Consider the following 23,033-nt stretch of genomic DNA (forward strand, 5'->3'; position numbering starts at 1 on the left):
CCGCGTCCCACTGTAAACCGCCGCGATGCCACGGATGTGACACGGCGGCGCGCAGCAGCGGACGCGGGCGCGCCCGGTGCTCAGACCGGATGGGCGAGATCCGCGGCGCTCGTAAACGAGTCCGCGTAGAACTCGTCTGCGGGCAGCGCGTGGTGCTGCGTGAAGTCGCGCTGCGCGGATTCGACCATCACCGGCGCGCCGCATGCGTATACCTGGTAGCCCGACAGGTCGGGCAGGTCCTCGATCACCGCGCGATGGACGAAGCCGGTGCGGCCCGTCCACTGGTCGGCGTCGTCCGGCTCGGACAACACCGGCACGTACTTGAAGTTCGGAATCTCGCGCGCCCATTGCTCGGCGAGCTCGCCGAGATAGATGTCCTTCTTGCGGCGCGCGCCCCAGTAGAGCGTCATCGGTCGCGTGATGCCCGTGTGCTTCACGTGTTCGATGATCGCCTTGATCGGTGCGAAGCCGGTGCCCGATGCGAGCAGCACGATCGGCTTGTCGGACTCCTCGCGCAGGAAGAACGTGCCGAGCGGGCCTTCGAAGCGCAGGATGTCGCGCTCCTTCATCGCGCCGAACACGTGGTCGGTGAACTTGCCGCCCGGCATGTGGCGGATGTGCAGCTCGATCGGACCTTCCTCGTGCGGCGCGTTCGCCATCGAGTAGCTGCGGCGTGAACCGTCCTTCAGGATGAACTCGACGTACTGGCCCGCGAGGTATTGCAGGCGTTCGTTGGCGGGCAACTGCAACTTCACGACCATCACGTCGTCCGCCTTGCGTTCGAGCGCAGCGATCCGGCACGGCAGCTTCTTCACCTGCACGCCGTCGACGCCGGCGATCTCACGCACGTCGATCTCGAGGTCGCATTGCGCCTTCGAGCAGCAAAGCAGCGCGAGGCCGCGCGTGCGTTCGTCGTTGGACAGTGCCGACGCGGCGTGCGGGCCCTGTTCGATCTGGCCCGATACGATCTGGCCCTTGCAGGAGCCGCACGCGCCGTTCTTGCATCCATACGGCAGATGGACGTTCTGGCGCAGCGCCGCCGCCAGCACGGTTTCGTCCGATTCGACCTGGAACTGCCGGCCGCTTTGCTTGAGAGTAACGTTGAATGCCATAGAACCAAATAGAACAAAATGTGGGGACCGTGCATGTCGGCACGGCAGCTACAATGCAAACCCGTTGCGCGCCGCGCAACGGTGGCTACTGATTTCGCAACCAACATGATCGCGACTCGAATCCTGCGCCGGCCGCGCGCACTGATCGTCGGCTGCGGCGACGTCGGCCTGCGCTGCGTCGCGCAATGGCGCGCCGCCCGCGGCAACCTGCGCATCGTCGCGCTGACGAGCCACCCGGGCCGCTGCGACGAATTGCGCGCGGCAGGCGCGACGCCGATCGTCGGCGACCTCGATCGCCGCGCGACGCTCGGACGTATCGCGGGGCTCGCCCGGACGATCCTGCATCTCGCGCCGCCGCAATCCGCCGGCCGCGACGATCGCCGCACCCGCGCGCTGATCGCCGCATTGTCCGTGCCTGCACGGCGGCCATTCGCGCCGCCGGTGTCGTCGGTCGGCCGCCTGCGCGCGCTGCGTGCCGCGACCCGACAGGCCGGCGTGCCGGCGCGGGCAGCTATTGTACCCGACGCCCCTCGCGTGCCGACGCTCGTCTACGCGAGCACGACGGGCGTCTACGGCGATTGCGGCGGGACGCGCATCGCCGAAACGCAGCCGCTGCGCCCCGCGAACGAGCGCGCATTCCGGCGCGTGTCGGCCGAGCGTCAGCTGCGCGCGGCGACGGCGCGCGGCGTGCTGTCCGCGCGCATCGTGCGCATTCCCGGCATCTATGCGGCGAACCGGCTGCCGCTCGCGCGGCTCGAGCGCGGCACGCCGGCGCTCGACGCGGCCGACGACGTCTACACGAACCATATCCATGCGGACGACCTCGCGGCGATCCTGCGGTGCGCGGCCGTACGCGGCAAGCCGGCGCGCGCCGTGCACGCGTCGGACGACAGCGAACTGCGGATGGGAGAATATTTCGACCGGGTCGCGCAGGCGTTCGGCCTGCCGTTGCCGCCGCGGATCAGCCGCGTGGACGCCGAGCGTCGGCTCGAGCCGACGCTTCTGTCGTTCATGCGCGAGTCGCGCCGCCTGTCCAATGCGCGGCTCAAGGCCGAATTGTGCGTGACGTTGCGCTATCCGACCGTAGACGAATTCCTTCAAACGCTCGCGCCGCCCGGCGCGTCAGGTGAGCGCCGGTAACGCCTCGATCAGCAGGAAGCACAGCAACGCGCCGATCAGCGCACCGATCAGGTTCGGATGATATTTGTGCTTCATGTGCATCGTGGCCAGCAGGGCGCCGATCACGATCGCACCCATGATCGCGAAGGCGATTATCACGTACGACAGTTCGAAAGAATGGTTGATGTTCATGATGTCTCCCCTGCATCGCTGCTCGTACAGCTTGTGATTTCAGTATAGCGGGGGATCGTGCGGCCGCGACGCGGTCCGGCACCGAACGATCGTGCGGATTTTCCCTTACAGGGTTTTGACGGGATTGCGCAGCGCTGAAAGGTCGTCTTCCCCGAGCCAGCGCCACGCACCGGGCGCCAGGTCGTCCGGCAGCGCGAAACCGCCGATGCTTTCGCGGTGCAGCGCCTCGACGCGGTTGCTGGCCGCGGCGACCATGCGTTTCACCTGATGATATTTGCCCTCGAGGACGGTCAGCGCGAGCATGTGCGTGTCGCGCGCGTCGGCGCCGACCGCCGCGATCGGCTTCGGCTCGCCGTGCAGCTGCACGCCTGCGCGCAGTGCGTTCAGTTGGGCGTCGTCGAGCGGGTGGCGCACGGTCGCGATGTACGTCTTCGGCACCTTGCGCTTCGGCGACGCGTACGCGTGCACGAACTGGCCGTCGTCGGACAGCAGCAGCAGGCCCGTCGTGTCCTGGTCGAGGCGGCCGACGCACTGCACGCCGCGCGCGACGAGCGGCGCGGGCAGCAGGCTGAACACGCTCGCGTGGTGTTGCGGCTCGCGCGAGCATTCGTAACCCGCCGGTTTGTTGAGTGCGAGATACGCGCGGGCGTGGAACGGCCACGCGGTGTCGTCGACCGTGAACACGAGGCCGTCGGTGTCGAACGACGCGTCGGGGTCGGTCGCGCGCGCGCCCGCGACGGTGACGCGGCCCGTTTCGATCAGGCCGCGGCACTGGCGGCGCGAGCCGAAGCCCTGCGTATAGAGAATGCTTTCGAGGTCCATAGCGCGCGCATTCTATCAAGCGGCGCGCCGGCATCGGCACGAACCCGTCCGCGCTGGTAAGCTGCAGGGCGCCGCGCACGACGCGGCGCACGTTCCGGCTTCACGGAAAAGGCGGTGTCAGCGTGAAGTTGCGCCACGGCGGCGGCAGGTCCGTGCAACGGCTGCCGCCGTTTCCTTCCGACACGGAGTTTGCCGCATGAGTCCGACGACGCTCGATGCACTCGCCGATTTTCCCCGCCAGCTCGAAGCCCATTTCGCCGCCGTGCCGGACGGCTATGCGCGCTGGACCCCCGCCGACTGGACCGGCATACCGAGCGAGCACTTCTCGCCGCTCGGACAACTCTGCCACGTGCGCGACATCGAGATCGACGGCTACCACGTGCGGTTGAGGCGGATGCTCGGTGAGAATCATCCGCTGCTCGAGTCGGTCGATGGCGATGCGCTCGCGATCAAGCGCCGCTACGACGACGCGCACGCGTCCGATGTGCTGGCGGCGATTCGCGACGCGCGGCGCCAGACGCTCGACGTCGTATCGCGCCTGACGCACGAGCAATATGCGCGCACCGCCGAATTCGAAGGCTATGGCGTGCTGACCGTGCGCGGGCTCCTGCATTATCTGTGCAGCCACGACCAGCAGCATCTGGCCGGCATGCAGTGGCTGCTCGGCAAGATCGACGCGGCGCTTTACGCACGCTGATCCGCGCGCATGCAGCGGCGGCGCGACGTGCCGCGTCGAGCAGATTTCGCCGCCCGCGTCGGTGCGGCATCCGACCATTCCCGATGCCTGATTGGATCGCTTTTCTGGATAATCCATCCAGCCCCGCGCGGCTGACCGGAGCGTGCCGCGTGCCTACACTCCTAGCTTCATTCAACGCAAAAAGGAGTCAACCGTGGCTACTCACACGCTCGCAGACAAGGTCGTCCTGATCGCAGGCGGCGCCAAGAATCTCGGCGGGCTGATCGCCCGGGATCTGGCCGGCCACGGCGCGAAGGCGGTGGCGATCCACTACAACAGCGCGGCATCGCAGGCGCAGGCGGAGGAGACGGCCGCCGCCGTGCGCGCGGCCGGCGCGCAAGCCGCGACGTTCCAGGCCGACCTGACGACGGCTGCCGCGGTCGAGAAGCTGTTCGGCGACGCGAAGCAGCGCTTCGGCAAGATCGACATTGCGATCAATACCGTCGGCAAGGTGTTGAAGAAGCCGTTCACCGAAATCTCCGAAGCCGAATACGACGAAATGTTCGCGGTGAACAGCAAGTCGGCATTTTTCTTCATCAAGGAAGCGGGGCGGCACCTCGAGGATCACGGCAAGCTCGTCACGCTCGTGACGTCGCTGCTCGGCGCGTTCACGCCGTTCTATGCGGCCTACGAAGGATCGAAGGCACCGGTCGAGCACTTCACGCGCGCGGCGTCGAAGGAATACGGCGCGCGCGGCATCTCGGTGACGGCGGTCGGGCCGGGCCCGATGGACACGCCGTTCTTCTATCCGGCCGAAGGCGCCGATGCTGTCGCATACCACAAGACGGCGGCGGCGCTCTCGCCGTTCAGCAAGACCGGCCTCACCGACATCGAGGACGTCGTGCCGTTCATCCGCCATCTCGTGACCGACGGCTGGTGGATCACCGGCCAGACGATCCTGATCAACGGCGGCTATACGACCAAGTAACACGCTGTCCGGACGGTCGTCGAGCACGCGCGGCGCTCGCAATGGCGCGTTTGCATGGACAATGGGCGGGTGCGCGGATACAACGCCGCGCGCCCGTTTTCCTTGTGCCGCCGGGCCGGCCGCGACGTGCGGCGCTTGCCGGTGACGATCGTTCGAACCCACGTTTTCCGCCCGCCGATGGACAAGCTGGACCAGGTCAGAATCTTCCTTCAGGTAGCCGAGATGGGCAGCTTCATCAAGGCTGCGCATGCGCTCGACGTGCCGCGCGCGACCGTGTCGGCGGCCGTCCAGCAACTGGAGGCCGCGCTCGGCGCGCGGCTGCTGCATCGCACGACCCGGCAGGTGCAGCTGACGGCCGACGGCGCGCTGCTGCTCGAGCGCGGCCGGCGGCTGCTCGCGGAGGCCGACGACCTCGATCGCCTGTTCCGCCGGCGCGAGCGCGACGTGATCGGGCGCCTGAGTGTCGACGTGCCGAGCCGGATCGCGCGACGCGTGATCGCGCCCGCGTTGCCGTCGCTGTTCCGCCGCTACCCGAAGCTCCAGCTGTCGCTTGGCTCGACGGACCGCTCGATCGATCTCGTGCAGGAGGGTGTCGACTGCGCGATCCGCGTCGGGCGGCTCGCGGACAGCAGCCTCGTGGTCAGGCCCCTTGGCCGGTTCGCGCTGATCAACTGCGCGAGCCCCGACTATCTGCGCGAATGCGGCGTGCCCGACCATCCGGATGCGCTCGCGCACGGGCACTGGGCGATCGGCTATGCGTCGCCGACGACGGGGCGCGAACTCGCATGGGAATACTGCATGGACGGCGACCGGCACGTGCTGACGCTGCCGAGCCGCGTGATCGTGAACAACGCGGAGACCTATATCGCGAGCTGCATCGCCGGGCTGGGCCTAATCCAGATTCCGCGCTTCGATGTCCAGCATCTGCTCGACGGCGGCGCGCTCGTCGAGGTGATGCCTGGCTACCGCGCCGCGCCGATGGACGTGTCGGCCGTGTATCCGCATCGTCGGCACCGGTCGCGGCGGCTCAACGCGTTCGTCGACTGGTTCGGCGAGTTGATGGCGGAAGCGTTGAACGACGTCGGCGGCGCGGCCGGCAGCGGCGACTGAAAGCGGCGTCGTTTCCCAGCCCTCAAATCGTTCGCCATTCGCCCGCCGGTGACTCCGAGCGATCGGCATAGGTGCGACGCGGCAGGCGCGGCACGTCCGCTGCGCGCGGCCATCGCGCCGCGCGTTCAGGCGGCGAACCGGCGCGTGCGCCCGGTCGCGCGCACCGCGTCGATCAGCGCGGCGCCGGCGCCGCCGGGTTTCGACGCGAATGCGTAGAAGCGCGCGGCCGGCAGCGTCGGCAGTCCGTCTTGCACGCCGCATTCGCGCAGGCCGTCGCGCAACTGGCTGCGTGCGAGCGCCGTCACCGCGAAGCCGGCGAGCGCGGCCGACACGCAGCCGGCCATGCTGCCGCTTTCGAACAGCACGCGAAACGGCCGCAGCGCGGCGGCGAGCGCGGCCACCGCGGCTTCCCGATACACGCACGGCTCCGGAAACAGCGCGAGCGGCACGCCGCCGTCGGCGTCGAGGGCCGTATCCGCCGCGAAAGCCCACACCAGCGGTTCCTCCCACAGCGGTTCGCCGGGCGTGTCGACCAGCCGGCATTGCTTGCCGAACACGACATCGAGCCGGCCCAGCGCTTGCTCCCGCAGCAGCGACGCGGTGATGCCGACCTTCAGTTCGATCGACGTGCGCGGATGGCTGTCGCGGAACGCGCGCAGCACCTGCGGCAGCCACGTGCCGGCGAAATCCTCCGACGCGCCGACGCGCAGCGGGCCGTGCGCCGGCGCGCCGCGCAGCCGGGCGCGCACTTCGCGCTCCATGTCGACGATGTTGCGTGCGTACGCATACAGCGTGTCGCCGGCCGGCGTGAGCGCGACGCGGCGCGTGGTGCGCGCGAGCAGCAGCGTGCCGGCCGCCTGCTCGAGCCGCTTGATGTGGCCGCTGACCGCAGATGGCGTCAGCGCGAGACGTTCGGCGGCCGGCGCGAAGCCGTGGCGATCGACCACCTCGAGGAAGGTGCGGAGCAGCGTGATGTCGAGCGCGGTCGACGCGGGATCGGTCGGCGGTTCCATCGATGCATTCAACGTGATATTCGAACAATGAATCATGATACTCCGCGAATCGTGATGAGATCGGGATCTACCATCGATCTCAGGACTGAACCTGGAGGAGGGCACGATGACTGTTTATCGGCATGCGATGACCGCGTCGCTCGACGTCGCCTATCTGGAATGGAATCCGCGAGGCGAGCGGGTGGCCGTGTTGCTGCACGGCTGGCCGGACAGCCCGGCCGGGTGGGAAGCCGTGGCGCAAACGCTGAGCCTGCGCGGCTATCGCGTGCTGGCGCCGGCATTGCGCGGCTTTGCGCCGACCCGTTTTCGCGATCCGGCGACCCCGCGTAGCGGCCGGCTCGCGGCGCTCGGCCGCGACCTGCTCGAGTTCGTCGACGCGCTCGGCGTCGAGCGGCCGGTCCTGGTCGGGCATGACTGGGGCGCCCGCGCGGTAGCGAACGCGTGTGGCTTGCGCGACGGGGCGGCGTCGCATCTGGTGATGCTGTCGGTCGGGTACGGCACGAACGATCCGGCTCAGCCGCTGTCGCTGCAGCAGGCGCGCAACTACTGGTACCACTGGTATATGGCGACGCCGCGCGGCGAGCAGGCGTTGCGCGACGATCGCCGCGCGTTCGCGCGCCTGATGTGGGACACATGGTCGCCGGCCGGCTGGTACGACGAACGTGACTTCGACGCGGCCGCCGACGCGTTCGACGGGCCTGACTGGATCGACGTGGTGCTGCATTCGTATCGTTATCGTTGGGGATTCGTCGACGGTGGGGCCGCGTATGCGGAAGACGAAGCGAAACTGACGCCGGCGCCGGTGCTGTCGCTTCCGACGCTGGTGCTGCACGGCGCCGCGGACGCCTGCAATGGGCCCGAGACTTCCGCCGGGCGCGAGCGATTCTTTACCGGCCGCTACGAGCGCGCCGTGCTCGACGGCGTCGGGCATTTTCCGCAGCGCGAGGCGCCGCGAGCGGTCGCGGATGCGATCCTGCAGTTCTGCGAGCATGGCTGAGCGCGCGGCGCGTACATTGGGGCGGGGTGGTCGAATCGATCACTCGGTGCGGTGCGGAACGTTGTCCGGGAACGGGTAGGGCGCATGCGGCCCGGGCCAGTCAGGCACGGGCGGCTGACGGAGCAGGTCGCATCCGCCCAGCATGATCGACAGCAATGCGACCAGCATGCCTCGGCCAATCCGGCTCGAAATGACGCGCGTGGACATGGGCGGCCTCCGTGCTTGCGTGTCCCGATGCTTGGACCGCTGGCGGAGGGCAGGCGTTGCGCTGCGCGATGCGCACGGAAAACGGCGCGGGAAAAACAAAAAACCCGCGAAGCGGCGAGCTTGCGCGGGTTTCGACAGATGCAGCGCATGACGCTGCGAAATACTGGTGCCAGGGCCGGAATGGAAAAGCTCTTGCAATCGTACACAGGTGGCCGATCTGTCATTCAATCACGCGCTAGATACCACCAAAAATACCACCGGACATAGATCGCTGATGTTGGGCCGTCCCCACTGGAGTCTCGACGAGATGGAAAGATGGTGCCAGAGCGTGGTACGAAATTCCAAGGCGGTTTGGCCAACACCAGACTCAGCTATTTTGTTGATATGAGGGGGGGCAAAATGGCTCGAAATGTGGCAATCATATGCTGGCTCGATCGATAACGAGGCTTGGTTCTATGGCGTAAAAATACACTAGATCGTGCCTGGAACGACCGGCAAATGACCGGATGATGTTCGGGGCTTTGCCGCTAATCCAAAGGATCGATAGGAGACGACTGCCAAGGAGATAGCTCTCTGTGCTGTCATTGACCGCAGCTAGACCAGCAACGGACCGGATCGATTTGACTACTGCGTACTTCGGCGCGTGCTCAGCCAGATCGGCATCACGAGCACGAGGATCGGTGTTCTTGAACACCGAGGCGGTGGTTTTGCCGAAGCCCTATCCATTCGACCAGCAGAACAGTGCCATGTCCCAGCTAATCTGGCAATCGCACTGGCGGAATATTTGCTGGAATGTCGTCGATAAGCTGAGACGGTAGCGGGGCGTGGTGGGGCGATCGCCTGTTCTTCAGCGTAATCGGAATAACTCTTCTCGAACTCGCTGCAGCGTGTTCCCACGCTCGATCTGAATGCGTACGGGAATGACGAGTTCGGTGCACGCGGGCAGGTTGGACGCATGCGCCGAAAACCGAATAGCGCCGCTAGCAGTGTCTCCGGTTGTGGTATCGAGGCGGACGATGATCTCGAGGATATGAGGTTCATGCTGATGCCGAAACGCGTCACACTCAAGCCCCCATTCTTTAGATTCGCTAATTGGACGGGGAAACGTGCACGGGAATGACGAATTCGGTACGACCCGGCAAGTTCGAGGCGTGCGTCGAGCAACGAATGGCGCAGCGTGAGGGCTGCGCAGGTGTAAAATGCGACTGCACCTCATTTAGAAAAGTGGAAGCGTCGCGCACGGGGTAAGGCGGGGCATGAGACTTCCGTCATTGGCTGGATAGAATTGCATTGAAAACGAGAAAACGACTAATGAACCGTATCCACGGTCTTCCTGATAGATTTTCCCTGACCAAGCTATCGGGATTCAACTTTGGTGAGCCGGACGGCAAGGATGACCCCCCTGCTCGAGGCTTGTATGCTCCCAATAACTCCAGTCGTCGAATTTCTTGAGGAGAGCAAATCCATCGTGGTTGGCGACAGGGGAACCGGAAAGACAGCTCTGTTCCGACTTCTTACGGCACGGAAGCTCGAGTTCAAGTCAACAGGAAAGTTCGCGCAATTCTACGTTCCAATCGATGAAGAGCTTGCATACAAGACGCTGAAGGAGCATGTCACGTCTCACGTGCGCGACCCCGTCAACACGCTCGACGCTCCACATCGCATTGTTTGGGAGATATTCCTTCTGAGCAGATGCTTGGAGGCCCTCAGCACTCATTTTTCTGATGATAAGGACTTCCTCTCGATAAGGGATGGTTTCTTTCGGACCCTCGGGAAAAACTCCGAACAGAAGCTGGGCATCCTTGATCTATTCAAGAACACCAAGAAGACGGTAGGGGTGAAGCTCGAGGGCGGCCATTTGGGCCTGGTTATCCCGAATTTCTATACGAGCATTGAGCCGACAACCAGCCCATTCAGCAATGAAATTGATGAGAATCAATTAATTGATGTTCCGTCGATCAAGTCTGAACTTAATGTATTTCTTAAGCAAAAGAAATGCATCGCCTATCTTCTTGTTGATAAAATAGATGAGTTTGTTGCTGGTGACGAATATAAGACGCAAAAGGCTATCTTGCAAGCCCTTCTGCATTGCTGGCGCGACTACCAGTCCTATCCGCAGTTGAGGCCGAAACTTTTCTTGAGGCGAGATTTGTTCGAGCGCCTGGATTTTTCTGCAATTGGTCGAGACAAAATAGATCCGAAAAAGATTGAGCTGAAATGGTCCCAAGAAGATATTCGTCAGTTTATGGCGGTGCGTATACTTCATAATTTGGCCGAAGCCCTCGGTCGTCGAAACCTTAAATTCCAGTATGACGCTGAATCTCTTCGTCTAGATAAGAGGCTCCTCAGCTCTCTAGACGCTAACTGTGATCACGATGAGAGTGCCTCCACCCTCATGCGAAGTCTCAGAATGCTCGTTTTGAATATTCGCATGAAATTAAATTTGAGTAGGCGAGACGAATATGATGCACATAATACGAGTATGTATGATGCGGCTTTCAAGGCTTTGATTGCGGCCATCTTTCCCAGAAAGGTCACGCATCTGATGAAGGGTGGAAAATCATCAACCATTGATTTGACGGACTATCTTTCGACGCACTTTCATTTTTCTGGTGGGCACGCAACGCCTCGTGTGATGCTTCAATTTCTGAATTCGTGTGTTGCGAAGGTGCGTGAGTATTATCGTAATAATCCAGATCAATCGATCACGTTAACCGAAAAGGGTGAATATCCGCTTGTTTTGCGTGAGCATGTTTCTGCGGCATACGAAGAAACGGGAGGAATTTGTTTAAATGCGCTGATTGGTTTGAGCGATGATTTTAAGCGTCCTGCTATGCTATTGATGCAAGCGGTGTCGCGATCGAGGGGCTCTACTCGATTTAGTTCGGGGGATGTCCGGCGGCATATCGGAAAAGCGTTGGCGGCAAAAGGTGATCTTGATGAGCGGCTGGGACACTTTCTCGCGTTTTACGAGCATGCTGGATTATTTCGATGTGTCAATCGAGCACAAGTGCTGTCTCAGCGGGTCTACGAACTCCCGATTATATTTCAGCAGATTCGACCCCTCGAAATTTGAGGGTGAGTGGAGATTACCGGAATAGCCGGGTTTGCGAACTTGCATGAGCTGTGTGAGGCGGTTTGGGAAGGTGATTCTATCGGAAGGAAACGACGCGCTGGATGAGGAAAATTGCTCCATTGCAGATGGAGCATGATCGTTATGCTTGGGGTTGCTGGAGGACGTGCAGGACGAGGTGAGGTGTCTGAAGAGTAGCTTCCGTATTCCGGGTAAACTCTACTCGCCGAGATCGAAATAATCGTCATACATTGACCGCGTAGTAAAAATTGACCATCTTCTAGGAGAGGTGTTGATGACTACGGGTAAAAAAGACGCATCGTTGGCAAGTAAGCAGCTTGCCAACAAAAAAAGTACGCCTGCTCAGAAGTCTGTTGCAGGCTCCGATCTGGCTCAGGCGAAAAAACCACCGGCACCTAAATCGAAACCGAAGGGTAAATAGGTATTGCTGGAACCCAGACCCGCTTCGGCGGGTTTTCTATGTGCCTCGGACATCTGTGATTGTGCGATGGTGAGTTCAAGCACATCGCTGGCCATCTAATCAATCGCATCGACGAGCTGATGCCGTGGAACGTGGCGCCGTCACTGCTGTTACATGTCGCTCCTCAAGACCGAGTAATCCGATCAAGCTCGCGTGGGCCACTACGGCTTCGATGCCTGTCGCTCGGACGAGGTTTCCTAGAGATGGGCGATACGCGCAACATAGCGTGACCATAGTGCCTCGAATACTTCAAACGAAATCTTTGCGCCTCGAACTCCGGATCGGCGTTGATCTCGATCAATGAAGGCATTGGAACTGTTCCCAGTTCCGTTTCTGGCGAGGAGCCTGTTTCGTCGGCAAATCCCACACTGCCATCACGGAAGAATTCGAGCTTACGTACCTCGTAACGGTCCCCGTCAAGCGCGGAGACGAGCCTGATCGGCTCATCTTTGTGGGTATGCTTCCGCGCGACGTCGATAGCAACCAGCGCATTTTCCATGGGCTTTTCTGCACAAGCGTTAAAGTAGCTGTTTTCAGTGTTCGGCTGCGGGATCTGCCGTCGAGCAATCACTCCTTGATCAGAAAACGATCTCGATTCTTTGCGTCCTTGATCCATGCAGGCGCGCGACCTCGGCCGGACCATGTTGCGCCAGTCTTTGGATCGAGATACTTCGCTTCCGCCGTCGATTTGGCCGTCTGGATGCGATGCCTACCGAAAATGTCTTTCTCGGTGATGCCGTACTCGGCGACCTTCGCGCGAACTTCTTCGAGGACTGCTTGAAATTCAGCAAGTCGTGCGGCCTCAGCTTTCTCCGCTAGTGCCGCAGCCTGTGCTTTCAATTCCTTGTATGTCGCCATATTTTCCTCCGCTGGTTATCGTCGACGTAGGATAGCTGCTTTGATTGGAGAGCGGAGGCACACCAGTTTATAGTCGACGATCCAGGTGGCACTTTCGGCTACGTTGCGATGGGGAAAACTCAAAGCGTCGAGATCATGGGCATTGCATTGATCATGGGAAACGTCTTTGTAATAGAGCCGTCTGAACCTGCTTGATCTTGGTAATTTTTGACATCGTTGGCACTTCGTTTGTTTAGACTGGGTTTTTTTGCTTAAACCATCTCTTGCTTTCTGGGGTTAGCAATAGTGCTAGGGCAGCTATAAAGAGAGAGTCTACGATGCCAAATCTAAATTGAACAGTGTGGGTGAAAATCGATAGCAGCCGAAAAAATAGGTCGACTGATAGCAAGCCCAGTGTCCATTTCATTGCCCATTTTTTTTGGTGATATAGGTTGAATATGAGTGCCGCTCCAATCACCGGAAATAGTGATAGAAATATAGTGGATGCTGCGATGAGCGAGTGCGATTCTATCTTTCCGTGAATTGTGAGTGTTGGGTGGTCGATCGTGTATAATATATCTCTAAATATTCCAAAAAATATAAGACACCAGGCGGAAAAAAGTGCAATCAGTACCCCAATTACTGATTTTGGGGTTCCATCTAAAAAGAATGCAGATTTTCTATTGGTTTGGTTTTTTTTCATTGCCAACGCTCCTGGGTGCGGGGTGGAATGTTGCGATGGGGGCCGAGGCGAATATATCCCAGATGCTACTTGTCAAGGGAAATCGGTTGCGGAGTTCGCCAATATTTATATTCACCCGAGGACCTATATATCGTTGCCAGATGCTGGCTTCCTAAAGGGAGGCTAGATCTTCGGAAGAAACTTGTAAAGGGGGTGTTGGCTAGTGCTATCATTCAAAAAATTACAAAAAGCATTCTTTGGCATAACAAATTCCATTCGGTTGATCCAAGATTTCTTGATCTTGACTTCATCGATGGTGTGCATTTCCCTGCGACTCGTCGGCTAGCAGGCCGTTGAAATACCCATCGACCGGATTCAGATCACTCTCGCAAATGACATGAATTCGCTCAACGGCTCGGCAATTTTGTTGCGTCACGCCGGGTTCAGCGGCAGAGCCCGGCCGGCGAAGGTATTTCCTGCCAGATTTCCTGCATTACGCGCCCTGCGGACGCACGAATCCCAACGTTCTCAGCCGCGTCAGGTTGTAGGCCGCCATCGTCAGCGTGAGCAACTGATCAACTTTCTCCAAGCCTCTCACCATCACCTGCCGGATCGGCCCGATCCGTTTGCCCCAGCCGAAGCACTGTTCGATGCATTTCCATTTGCGCTGGCTCAGCGCGTAACCGAGATGCCGCGTCGTCCGACCATCGATTGCACTTCCGCCGGTGCGCTTCGTGTTGCGTGCGACGTGCGGCGTCACGTTGTATTCGCGGCCGGCCTTCACAAATCCACGCGTGTCGTACGCCTTGTCTGCGCCCACCGTAATACGCACGTCCGAACCCGACACATCGCGCAGCATGTCCGTCGCCACTTTGCGTTCCGCTCGGCCATTCGCCTGGCTGGCCTGAACGTTCACGACCAGACCGTGCCGGTTATCCGTCAGCACATGGCCCAGGTAACTCCGCAAGGCTGGCGCGGCATTGCTCTTGCGATAGAGCCGGCTCTCACCGTCGCTCTTAGATTCGTGCGTTTCATTACTGCGCGATTCGCCATGCCAATTGTCAGGCGGACGATCATCGTCCCCGCCATCCTTGCGCCGGATGCTCTTGTGGCTGGCCCACGCATGGATCAAGGTGCCGTCCACACTGAAGTGCTCGCCCGACAGCAAGCCGCGTTTATGCGCCGTTTCCACCGTCGCGTTGAACAGGTCAGTCACTGCGTCGAACTCGATCAGTCGATCCCGGTTCTTGCTGAACACCGAGTGATTCCACACCGCGTCTTCGATCGACAGGCCGACGAACCAACGGAACAAAAGGTTGTACGAGATCTGCTCGACCAGTTGCCGCTCGTTGCGAATGCTGTATAGCACCTGAAGTAGCATCGCCCGCATCAGCTTCTCCGGCGCAATGCTCGGCCGACCGCCTTTGATGTCCGCTTCGTACATCGCCGAGAATTTGGCATCCATATTCGACAGCGCCTCGTTCATCCAAGTCCGGATCGGGCGCAGCGGATGCGTTTGCGGTACGAACTCCTCCAGTCTGACTGTACTGAACAGGGATTCGTTGTAGCTGTCGGTGCCTCGCATGCTGCCTTCGTGCTTTGGGATCGGGTGCGCTACATCGTGACGGATCGGCGGGGGTATTTCAACGGCCTGCTAGTATGGATTTCTCTACGGTAAATTTCATTTGACATACTTAACATTACTAAATGTAATAAAAAATATATTGACAAGGTGTGGGCGCTGGTCATAGATTTTCAGGGCATTTTTTACAAAACATACGAAAGAGAGTTGCCGAGGGAAAATGAAAATTACTGAAATATCGGGGATCGTCGTCACCTACCGAGCGACGTTATGGTGTATGTGCACTATAAGAAACTCGGGGTCTGCCCAATTCAAACTGAGCTGCCCGCCTCATTGATAACGCCTCTCCTTGAGGCTCCTCCCGAATTTTTTTGATGCCGGTGCCTGATTGGCTACTGGCAGCGATTCATTCTGTCGCGCCAGTGGATTCCGATAGGAATTTGCATGAGGCTATCGCGACGGTCAAGTATCTGACGGAATCCAACCTGTTTCGGCATCTCTCGAAGTTGCCAGTCGCGAGATTGCGGCATGGTGTTCCGAGCGATCTCAATATTGTTAGCAATCTCTTGTTCGTGGGGGTGTGGAATGGCTTTCAAACCCATATTTAACGACGTGATGACGCTTATCAGAGATACCGAGGGGTTGATCGGTCACGTCGGCGATCTTCCGAACTTACCACCAGGTACGCTGCAGCAAGATGGCGGACAGGTGGTAGTGGACTTGACGACGGTTGTTGGGGATATGCTGACGGCAGTACCTGGATCTGCAGTGGCTGCGGCAATGATTGCGGGTGCGACTCAGTCGGCGACAGGTGATGTGCAAAGTGCGACTGATGCATACAATCACCTGGTCGAAGATGCGCAGTCGGAACAATGGGAACTTGATCCTGCTCAGATACAGGACTTGACAAATACGGACTTGCGCCAATTCGAGGCGGCAGCAGGTCAACTGATTATGATGGCTGGCATTACGGCGACTGCTACTGGTTTCCCGGAGGCCGGGTTGCCACTCGTAGCTATCGGCGCGTTAATCAAGTACATGGGAAGCCGTGATTTCATCGACGTAGACACTGCGATGGCCGCGATAAAACAGTGGCTTGACGGTAACGGCGATGATCCTCCGGGTGGGGCTTCTGGCGCTACTGGTGATGCTGAACGCCAACTTAGGATGGCAAACGGGGAAGTCGATCCTGTTGTGCTCGACTTGTCAGGTACGGGATTGAACCTTACATCACTCACTGGCTCCACGACGTATTTCGATTTTAGTGATGACGGATTTGCTCAACGCACATCTTGGGTTGGAGAAGGGACAGGTATTCTGTGTTTGGTGAATCCAGGGGGAACTGTTCAGAACGGTAGCGATCTGATCGAGTCGTTTGGTGAACTCCAGAAATTGGCTGGTGGTGTTCAAATACTGGATGCGTCTAATTCGCTTTACAGTCAGCTTCGAGTATGGGTCTCTGCCGGGGCAACAGGGAATGTCAAGGGCTCTGGAAAGCTGTTGACCTTGAGTGAGTTAGGTATCACATCGATCAATCTTGGGGCGAGTGCAGTTGATCAAGCTATCGCTGGCAACCATGTGACGGCGATCACAAGCTACACGCTCTCTGATGGTTCAACACGCGAAATCGCATCTGTTACACTAAACCAGAATACCGCAGATACAGTTCCCGATGTGGCTGTAGTAATTCCCGACAGCATTGCTGCTTTGCCGCAAGTAGAAGGTAGCGGGACCATTCGTGACCTAAGGTCGGCGATGGCAGGGAATACAACGCTAGCCAGTCTTGTTCAGCAGTTCGTTGCGCTGTCCGCTACAGCAGATGCCACAACGATCGGAGAGGACATTCGATCGATTATGTACGAATGGGCTGGTGCGACAAACATTAATCCGACTTCACGAGGTGGTAACGTTGACGCTCGGCAGCTAGCCTTTGTTGAGGCCTATCTGGGTCAGCATTATCAGAATGAACAGTACGGAAGCAATCCAATTTACCACGCTGGACCAGGCGTCAACGCAGCATGGAACGATCTGTATTCGAGTGTCTTTGCTCAGTTGGTTCTGCAATCTCCCAACCTGGCATCAGAGGTTTCAGAGTTTCAATGGCTGGATGGGAGTGTGGTGTCATTGCAAGGATTTGATGCTATCAAGGCAGCCTATAGTCGTCTAGGTGATCTGACTGCTCAAAATCTAGACGAGTGGGAAACATTTCTGCGTATCGCAGACGCTTTCCGTTTGGAAAGTGGGATGTCATTGGATTGGTTCGAACGAATTGTCGCAATGCAAAGCAGCGACACGATTGGATCTCTAGGCAACGCGATCGCTGCCAACCTCAAAGTCACTTTCGACGCTAACGGTATCTCGGAAATTGGTACCCCGTTGAACGACGTTTTCTACGCAGGCAAGGGTGTATCCCTGCTGGTCGGGAACGGGGGCGGGGCCAGCTATGATGATTTGTCTGGACAATACGATACGTTCGTTTATAACAAAGGGGATGGGTCGGTCGAAATCCAGGAGCTTGACTATATCGGGCTCAACCCAACGAATACCCTGAAGCTAGGGGCCGGTATTGATCCGTCTTCGGTACGCGTTTCATCTAGCAACGACGACATCATCTTGACGTTGTCTTCAGGCGATACGATTCGACTTGACTCAATGGTTGGTAAGGTCAATAACGGCGTTCAGTACGTTGTGTTTGAAGACGGCACGCAATGGACACGCAACGCCATTATCGAACTTTCGAAGGGGGCGTTGGGAGCAATCCCGATCCTTGGTACGACTGGAGCAGACAGGTTGGATGCCGGGGCGGGGAATCACTACGCAATCGGCCTTGGTGGCAACGATACGTTCGTTTTCGACGCGGGTTACGGGAAACTTGAAATTGACGAATCCGACTCATCGGCCGCGCGTCAGAATTCGTTGCAACTATTGGGGGAAATTGCACCAGACGACGTGAAGGTTACGTCGAACAAGTCTGGTGATGTGATCTTGACGATTGGTTCTGGTGGGGATCTTGTCAAGGTGGATGGCATGTTGGCGACTGCCGGAGCCGGCGTCCAGCAAATTCAGTTCAGCTCAGGGGTGACGTGGGACATCCACGATGTGATTGCACACGAAATTGAAAGCGCTAGTACAGGTGGCGATAACCTTTACGGCTCCCGCTCTGCAGAGATGTTTGACGGGAAAGGAGGTAGCGACTTCGTGACCGGAGGTGGTGGCGGAGATACGTTCGTTTTCAACGCGGGTTATGGTTCTCTCGAGATCGGCGAAACAGAAACGAGCGGCAGTATCAACGTCTTGAGGCTAGGCACCGGGATAAGCTTGTCGTCTCTATCCGTTCAGGCGGACAGCCTTGGCGACATCATTTTGTCCGATGGTGTTTCCGGTGATCACATTCAGCTCGATGGCATGTTTTCGAGCAATGGGATGGGTGTTCAACGTGTCGAGTTTGCAGATGGAACCTCGCTGACGCGACAGCAGCTTATACAAGCTGAAGCGTCCGGCTCAACCGGATCTGATACCTTGTACGGGACATCGGGTGCTGATGTTTTCGACGGAAAAGGGGGAGGCGATTTTGTGTCCGGTGGGGGCGGTGCAGATACCTTCGTCTATAACTCGGGCTACGGCCGACTTGAGATCGATGAATCCAATTACGGAAGCGTCGAAAGCGTTTTGAAGTTGGGTGCGGGTATCGATGAAACGTCGACAACAGTTCGTTCGAACGGAAGCGATCTTGAAATTTCCGACGGCATTGCCGGAGATGTGGTTACGATTGATAGAGGGCTGCTTGGCAAAGCGTACGGTGTTGGGGTAGTGCAGTTTGCCGACGGCACAACTTGGACGTATGAGCAACTCATTCAGCGACAAGGAATTGGCACCACTGGAGCCGACAAGTTGTATGGAACGAATACGGTACAACTCTTCGACGGCAATGGAGGAGACGATTATGTATCCGGTGGTGGAGGGGCGGATACCTTCATCTACAACAGCGGGTACGGCAACCTGGAGATCACGGAATATGACCTTACGGGCAGTGATCGCAGTGTCCTGAGGTTGGGTCCTGGAATCTCTGAGTCATCAATTGTCGTGCGTTCGAATGGCAGTGATCTGGAGATAAGCGATGGCGTTGCCGGTGACAAGATTACGCTCGACGATGCATTGTATTCGAGGCGAAGCGGTGTCAGCTCCGTTGAGTTCTCGGATGGCGTCGTATGGTCACGCGAGCAGTTGATTCAGGCCGAAGGGATCGGTTCAGTTGGATCAGACACGCTATATGGAGCAAGCGGGGCAGAATTCTTCGATGGGAAGGGAGGGGGCGACTACATTGTCGGCGGCGGAGCAGATACATTCGTGTTCAATCAAGGGTACGGCTCCCTCACGATCAATGAGTTCGATATCGCGAGCACCCCATCTAGCATTTTGAGACTTGGCGCGGGTATCGACGAGTCATCGGTTCGCGTCCGATCGGACAGCTACGAGCTTGAAATTACCGATGGAGTGGATGGTGATGCCATCCATCTCCTCAGCATGGGGTATGAATCCCATAGCGGAGTGCAAAGTATCCAGTTCGCAGATGGAGTGACTTGGTCGCGGGAGCAGATATTGCAGGCGTCTGTGACCGGGGGGGCGGGCGCGGACACTGTATATGGGGTGGAAGGTCAGCCTGACTATATTGACGGCAAAGGCGGCGGCGACCTTGAGTATGGCCGTGGCGGGAACGACACTTTCGTTTATAACGCCGGATATGGACTGCTTGAGATAAACGAAACGGCAAGTACGTCAGCAGACGTCAACGTACTTGAGTTCGGTGCCGGTATCGACCCGTCCTCAATCTCGGTCCGACAAGCGGCTTGGGGATTGATCTTGACGGATGGTGTTGCCGGAGACCAGATAACGCTGGATCTCATGCTGAACGATCAATCCAAGGGGGTGCAGGAAGTTCGCTTCTCCGACGGTACGAAGTGGACGCGCCAGCAACTTATCCGGATGGCGACCACCGGGACATCGGGTGCGGATACGATTTGGGGGACGTCCGGGGCGGATCTTATCGATGGTAAAGGGGGGGGCGATGAAGAAATTGGTGCTGGCGGAAATGACACATTTGTGTTCAACCAGGGCTATGGTCAACTTCTTATTGATGGGGTGCTGGGAAAACCGAGTGACGTCACCGTGCTCCAGCTTGGTCCGGGCATCGTTCCAGCGGGTGTGAAGGTCAAAGCAGGCAATGGGGAGCTGATTTTGACCGATGGTGTTTCAGGCGATGGTATTACCCTTTGGGGAGAGCTTTCCGGCTTTGGAGTAAGTGAGGTTCATTTTGCCGACGGCACAGTTTGGTCCCGTCAGGACCTGATTCTGATGGTGACGTCAGCCGGAACTACCGGTAACGATTCGCTATACGGCTCAGCTGGTGCTGATCGCATAGACGGAAAGGGCGGAAACGACTACATCTCAGGTGGCGGCGGAAACGACACCTTCGTCTTTAACGCGGGCTACGGTCAGCTGGAGATCAGCGAGGTTGACTGGGGCACATCTCCGGCTAACATTCTTGAGTTGGGAGGCATTGATCTCGCATCAATAAAAGTTAGTGCCAGTCAGGATGGTGGCGATCTAGTGCTTACGGATGGAATCGCAGGAGACAAAATCACGCTCGACAGCATGCTTGGCTCGCGATCGTCCCAGTCTGGGGTTCAAGAAGTGCGCTTCTCGGATGGTGCGACGCTAACGGCACAGCAGTTGATTCAGATGTCACTTGCTGGCACGACGGGTAGCGACTCAATGTATGGCGGATCCGGGGCCGAGGTTTTCGACGGCAAAGGGGGAAGTGACTACGAAGTTGGGAATGGAGGATCTGACACCTTTATTTTTGCGTCAGGGTACGGAAAACTCGAGATTAGCGAATCGATAAAGAAAGGTGACTTATCTACGCTACGAATTAAGGGAATTAAAGAATCCGACATTGTTGTCGGAAGCAATAGCGGTCATAGTCTCGTTCTGACCGATGGCGTCAACGGTGATCAGGTAACGGTTGATGCAATGCTCGGGCAATATGGAACATCGGGGCAAGGTGTTGCACAGATCCAATTTGATGACGGCGCCATTTGGACGTGGGACCAATTGATAAAGATGGCTGCCATCGGGACAAGTGGAAACGATTCGATATATGGGGGCGCCGAGCCCGTCATATATGACGGAAAAGGGGGGAGTGACTATATCGCCTCGTATGGGGATTCTGACACTTTCAACTTTAATCTGGGCTACGGTCGCCTTGAGATAAACGAATGGAATACCTATGGTTTTGGCCGGAATGTATTGCAGTTTGGTGCGGGTATCGATCCGACATCAATCAAGGTGACGGCGTCACGGTCCGGGGCATTGATTCTGACAAACACCGTAAACGGAGATTCTGTTGTTGTTGACTCAGAAGTTGTTAATATTAATTCTGGAGTCGACAGGGTGAATTTTTCAGATGGAACCGTATGGACGCGCGATGATATTCTACAGAAAGTTTACGCAATTCCAGCGACCACCGGAAGCGATGTTTTGTTCAGAGCCTCGCCATCGGAATTAATTGATGGTCTCGGGGGTGATGATTACATTCATGGTACTGGTGGAGCGGATACTTTCATGTTTAATTCCGGATATGGGAATCTGGAAGTGTCTGAGTCTGGATCATCGGCGACGTTGAAGTTGGGTGTCGGAATAAGTGCTTCGTCGATTAAGGTGTTTCATAACAACAATGGAATTGTTTTGACAGATGGGGTAGTAGGAGATCGTATTACTCTAGATGGTCAGAACCAGTGGTCGAATACTGGCGTGCAGACGATCCAATTTTCGGATGGCACGACATGGGGTGCACAGGATATCGTTTCTAGGGTCGGCGGTGTAGTTGGAACCTCTGGGAACGATCAAATCTTTAGCCTGGGTACGCCGCATCAAGTCTATGATGGTGAGGGTGGAAACGATACGCTATATGGATCTGGCGGAGGTGATACTTTCATTTTCAATGCGGGATATGGTCATCTCGAGATCTCTGAGTATGAGCCTGCTTCTGCAGTCAATGTGTTGCGACTGGGCGTCGGCATTAATGCAGACTCCGTCAACGTATCGGTTAATGCGAATGGTGGATTGACACTGACAGACGGAGTCGCAGGGGATCAAATTGATCTTGATGTGGCGTACACCATGACGCAGTTCGGTGTTCAACAGGTACAGTTCGCCGATGGTTCGACGTGGTCGGCCGAGCAGTTGAGGCAAAAGATAGGTTCCGCACCTGCAACGCCGGGCGACGACACGATAACGCGCGGTGCGGGGCCAGATCTGATCGATGGCCTGGGCGGTAACGATTACGTGACTGGAGGCGGTGGAGGAGATACGTTCATATTCAATGCCGGTTACGGGCATTTGCAGATTCACGAACTCGAGTCAGGAACGGCGACCAACGTCCTGAAGTTAGGGGTGGGTATTGATGCGTCGTCCGTTAAGGTCAGCGGTGCGCAATCGGTTTCAGGCCTTACGTTGACAGATGGCATTGCTGGAGATCAGATCATCCTTGATTGGACACTACTTTCGCCAATTGCTGGAGTACAGCAGGTGCAGTTCTCTGACGGAACGACGTGGACGCGCGATCAAATGCTCCAAATGGCAGCAACAGGCAGTGCTGGCGACGATACGTTGTCCGGGTCGAGCGGAAATGACGTGCTTGATGGCAAGGGCGGCAACGATGTCGCCTACGGTCTCGCGGGTGACGATACCTATGTGCTGCAGCCAGGATATGGCGCGCTGACGATTGTCAACGGATACGCTCCGAACGGACCCGTTGGTGACCTAGCTATCGGCGATGTGAATCCTGAAAACATCTGGCTGGAACAAGTCGGAAATGATCTGCATGTAGACATTATGGGCACGTCGACCGAGGCGACCATTCAGAATTGGTTTGGCGCGAGTGCTGATCCTTTACGCGAACTCTCATTGAATGGCGGCTCGGGAGGGGGGCGAGTTCTTGATGGTCAAATCAACCAGTTGATTCAAGCGATGGCGGCTTTTTCGGCAAATCATCCAGGATTCGATCCGACCTCGACAGTGAATCCCTCAATCACCGACGCACCGTTGCTGTCCGTGGTCAATAGCAGCTGGCATCAATAACGA

General features: G+C 58.0%; 17 protein-coding genes. 8 read left to right on the forward strand and 9 right to left on the reverse strand.

What is annotated here, in order from left to right; all coding sequences use genetic code 11:
* Nucleotides 1-80: 80 nt before the first annotated feature.
* Nucleotides 81-1,112 carry a CDP-6-deoxy-delta-3,4-glucoseen reductase gene (locus HW466_RS10460; RefSeq protein ID WP_059450947.1) on the reverse strand — a complete coding sequence of 344 codons (1,032 nt, stop codon included), beginning with the start codon at nucleotides 1,110-1,112 and terminating at the stop codon, nucleotides 81-83.
* Between the two features lie 105 nt (nucleotides 1,113-1,217).
* On the opposite strand from HW466_RS10460, the gene HW466_RS10465 reads away from it, so the two are divergent.
* Nucleotides 1,218-2,252, forward strand: a complete 1,035-nt coding sequence (locus HW466_RS10465) for an NAD-dependent epimerase/dehydratase family protein (protein ID WP_174905833.1) — start codon at nucleotides 1,218-1,220, stop codon at nucleotides 2,250-2,252.
* On the opposite strand, the gene HW466_RS10470 is transcribed toward HW466_RS10465, so the two are convergent.
* Entirely contained in the window at nucleotides 2,235-2,423 is a 189-nt protein-coding gene (locus HW466_RS10470) for a hypothetical protein (protein WP_151006498.1), read from the reverse strand. The two genes, HW466_RS10465 and HW466_RS10470, sit on opposite strands and share 18 nt — an antisense overlap.
* A 105-nt stretch (nucleotides 2,424-2,528) precedes the next feature.
* Nucleotides 2,529-3,245, reverse strand: a complete 717-nt coding sequence (locus tag HW466_RS10475) for a pseudouridine synthase (RefSeq protein ID WP_151006497.1) — start codon at nucleotides 3,243-3,245, stop codon at nucleotides 2,529-2,531.
* A gap of 196 nt (nucleotides 3,246-3,441) precedes the next feature.
* Between HW466_RS10475 and HW466_RS10480 the strand changes: the two genes are divergently transcribed.
* The 3 genes from HW466_RS10480 to HW466_RS10490 all read left to right on the forward strand — a co-directional run bounded on the left by HW466_RS10480 (nucleotide 3,442) and on the right by HW466_RS10490 (nucleotide 6,019).
* Nucleotides 3,442-3,942 (forward strand): DinB family protein, encoded by a 501-nt coding sequence (locus HW466_RS10480; protein ID WP_151006496.1) that lies wholly within the window; start codon nucleotides 3,442-3,444, stop codon nucleotides 3,940-3,942.
* Nucleotides 3,943-4,135: 193 nt separating this feature from the next.
* Nucleotides 4,136-4,909 (forward strand): SDR family oxidoreductase, encoded by a 774-nt coding sequence (locus HW466_RS10485; RefSeq protein WP_059450952.1) that lies wholly within the window; start codon nucleotides 4,136-4,138, stop codon nucleotides 4,907-4,909.
* 177 nt (nucleotides 4,910-5,086) lie between these two features.
* On the forward strand, nucleotides 5,087-6,019 hold the full coding sequence (locus HW466_RS10490) for a LysR family transcriptional regulator (protein WP_174905832.1): 933 nt from the start codon (nucleotides 5,087-5,089) through the stop codon (nucleotides 6,017-6,019).
* Between the two features lie 125 nt (nucleotides 6,020-6,144).
* On the opposite strand, the gene HW466_RS10495 is transcribed toward HW466_RS10490, so the two are convergent.
* Nucleotides 6,145-7,032, reverse strand: a complete 888-nt coding sequence (locus HW466_RS10495) for a LysR family transcriptional regulator (RefSeq protein ID WP_060346665.1) — start codon at nucleotides 7,030-7,032, stop codon at nucleotides 6,145-6,147.
* Nucleotides 7,033-7,138: 106 nt separating this feature from the next.
* On the opposite strand from HW466_RS10495, the gene HW466_RS10500 reads away from it, so the two are divergent.
* A complete protein-coding gene (locus tag HW466_RS10500) occupies nucleotides 7,139-8,029 on the forward strand; it encodes an alpha/beta fold hydrolase (protein ID WP_059945335.1) in 891 nt (296 codons plus the stop codon).
* Nucleotides 8,030-8,068: 39 nt separating this feature from the next.
* Here HW466_RS10500 and HW466_RS10505 read toward each other — a convergent pair whose 3' ends face one another.
* Complete coding sequence (locus tag HW466_RS10505; protein ID WP_170296630.1) at nucleotides 8,069-8,236, reverse strand: hypothetical protein; 168 nt, start codon at nucleotides 8,234-8,236, stop codon at nucleotides 8,069-8,071.
* Nucleotides 8,237-9,629: 1,393 nt separating this feature from the next.
* Between HW466_RS10505 and HW466_RS10510 the strand changes: the two genes are divergently transcribed.
* Complete coding sequence (locus tag HW466_RS10510) at nucleotides 9,630-11,312, forward strand: P-loop ATPase, Sll1717 family (protein ID WP_151003795.1); 1,683 nt, start codon at nucleotides 9,630-9,632, stop codon at nucleotides 11,310-11,312.
* Between the two features lie 292 nt (nucleotides 11,313-11,604).
* A complete protein-coding gene (locus tag HW466_RS10515) occupies nucleotides 11,605-11,751 on the forward strand; it encodes a hypothetical protein (RefSeq protein WP_170296629.1) in 147 nt (48 codons plus the stop codon).
* Nucleotides 11,752-11,914: 163 nt separating this feature from the next.
* On the opposite strand, the gene HW466_RS10520 is transcribed toward HW466_RS10515, so the two are convergent.
* The 4 genes from HW466_RS10520 to HW466_RS10535 form a co-directional block, all read right to left on the reverse strand.
* Nucleotides 11,915-12,406 (reverse strand): DUF6881 domain-containing protein, encoded by a 492-nt coding sequence (locus tag HW466_RS10520; RefSeq protein ID WP_151003793.1) that lies wholly within the window; start codon nucleotides 12,404-12,406, stop codon nucleotides 11,915-11,917.
* Entirely contained in the window at nucleotides 12,358-12,648 is a 291-nt protein-coding gene (locus HW466_RS10525) for an H-NS histone family protein (protein ID WP_151003791.1), read from the reverse strand. The genes HW466_RS10520 and HW466_RS10525 overlap by 49 nt, the downstream gene beginning before the upstream one ends.
* A 232-nt stretch (nucleotides 12,649-12,880) precedes the next feature.
* Nucleotides 12,881-13,330, reverse strand: a complete 450-nt coding sequence (locus tag HW466_RS10530; RefSeq protein WP_151003789.1) for a hypothetical protein — start codon at nucleotides 13,328-13,330, stop codon at nucleotides 12,881-12,883.
* Between the two features lie 472 nt (nucleotides 13,331-13,802).
* Nucleotides 13,803-14,894, reverse strand: coding sequence for an IS5 family transposase (locus tag HW466_RS10535; protein ID WP_151003787.1), 1,092 nt, complete (start codon nucleotides 14,892-14,894; stop codon nucleotides 13,803-13,805).
* 525 nt (nucleotides 14,895-15,419) lie between these two features.
* Here HW466_RS10535 and HW466_RS10540 point away from each other — a divergent pair.
* Nucleotides 15,420-23,030, forward strand: a complete 7,611-nt coding sequence (locus HW466_RS10540) for a calcium-binding protein (protein WP_151003785.1) — start codon at nucleotides 15,420-15,422, stop codon at nucleotides 23,028-23,030.
* Nucleotides 23,031-23,033 lie beyond the last annotated feature (3 nt).

It is taken from the genome of Burkholderia territorii, from assembly GCF_902833055.1.
Lineage (GTDB): Bacteria > Pseudomonadota > Gammaproteobacteria > Burkholderiales > Burkholderiaceae > Burkholderia > Burkholderia territorii.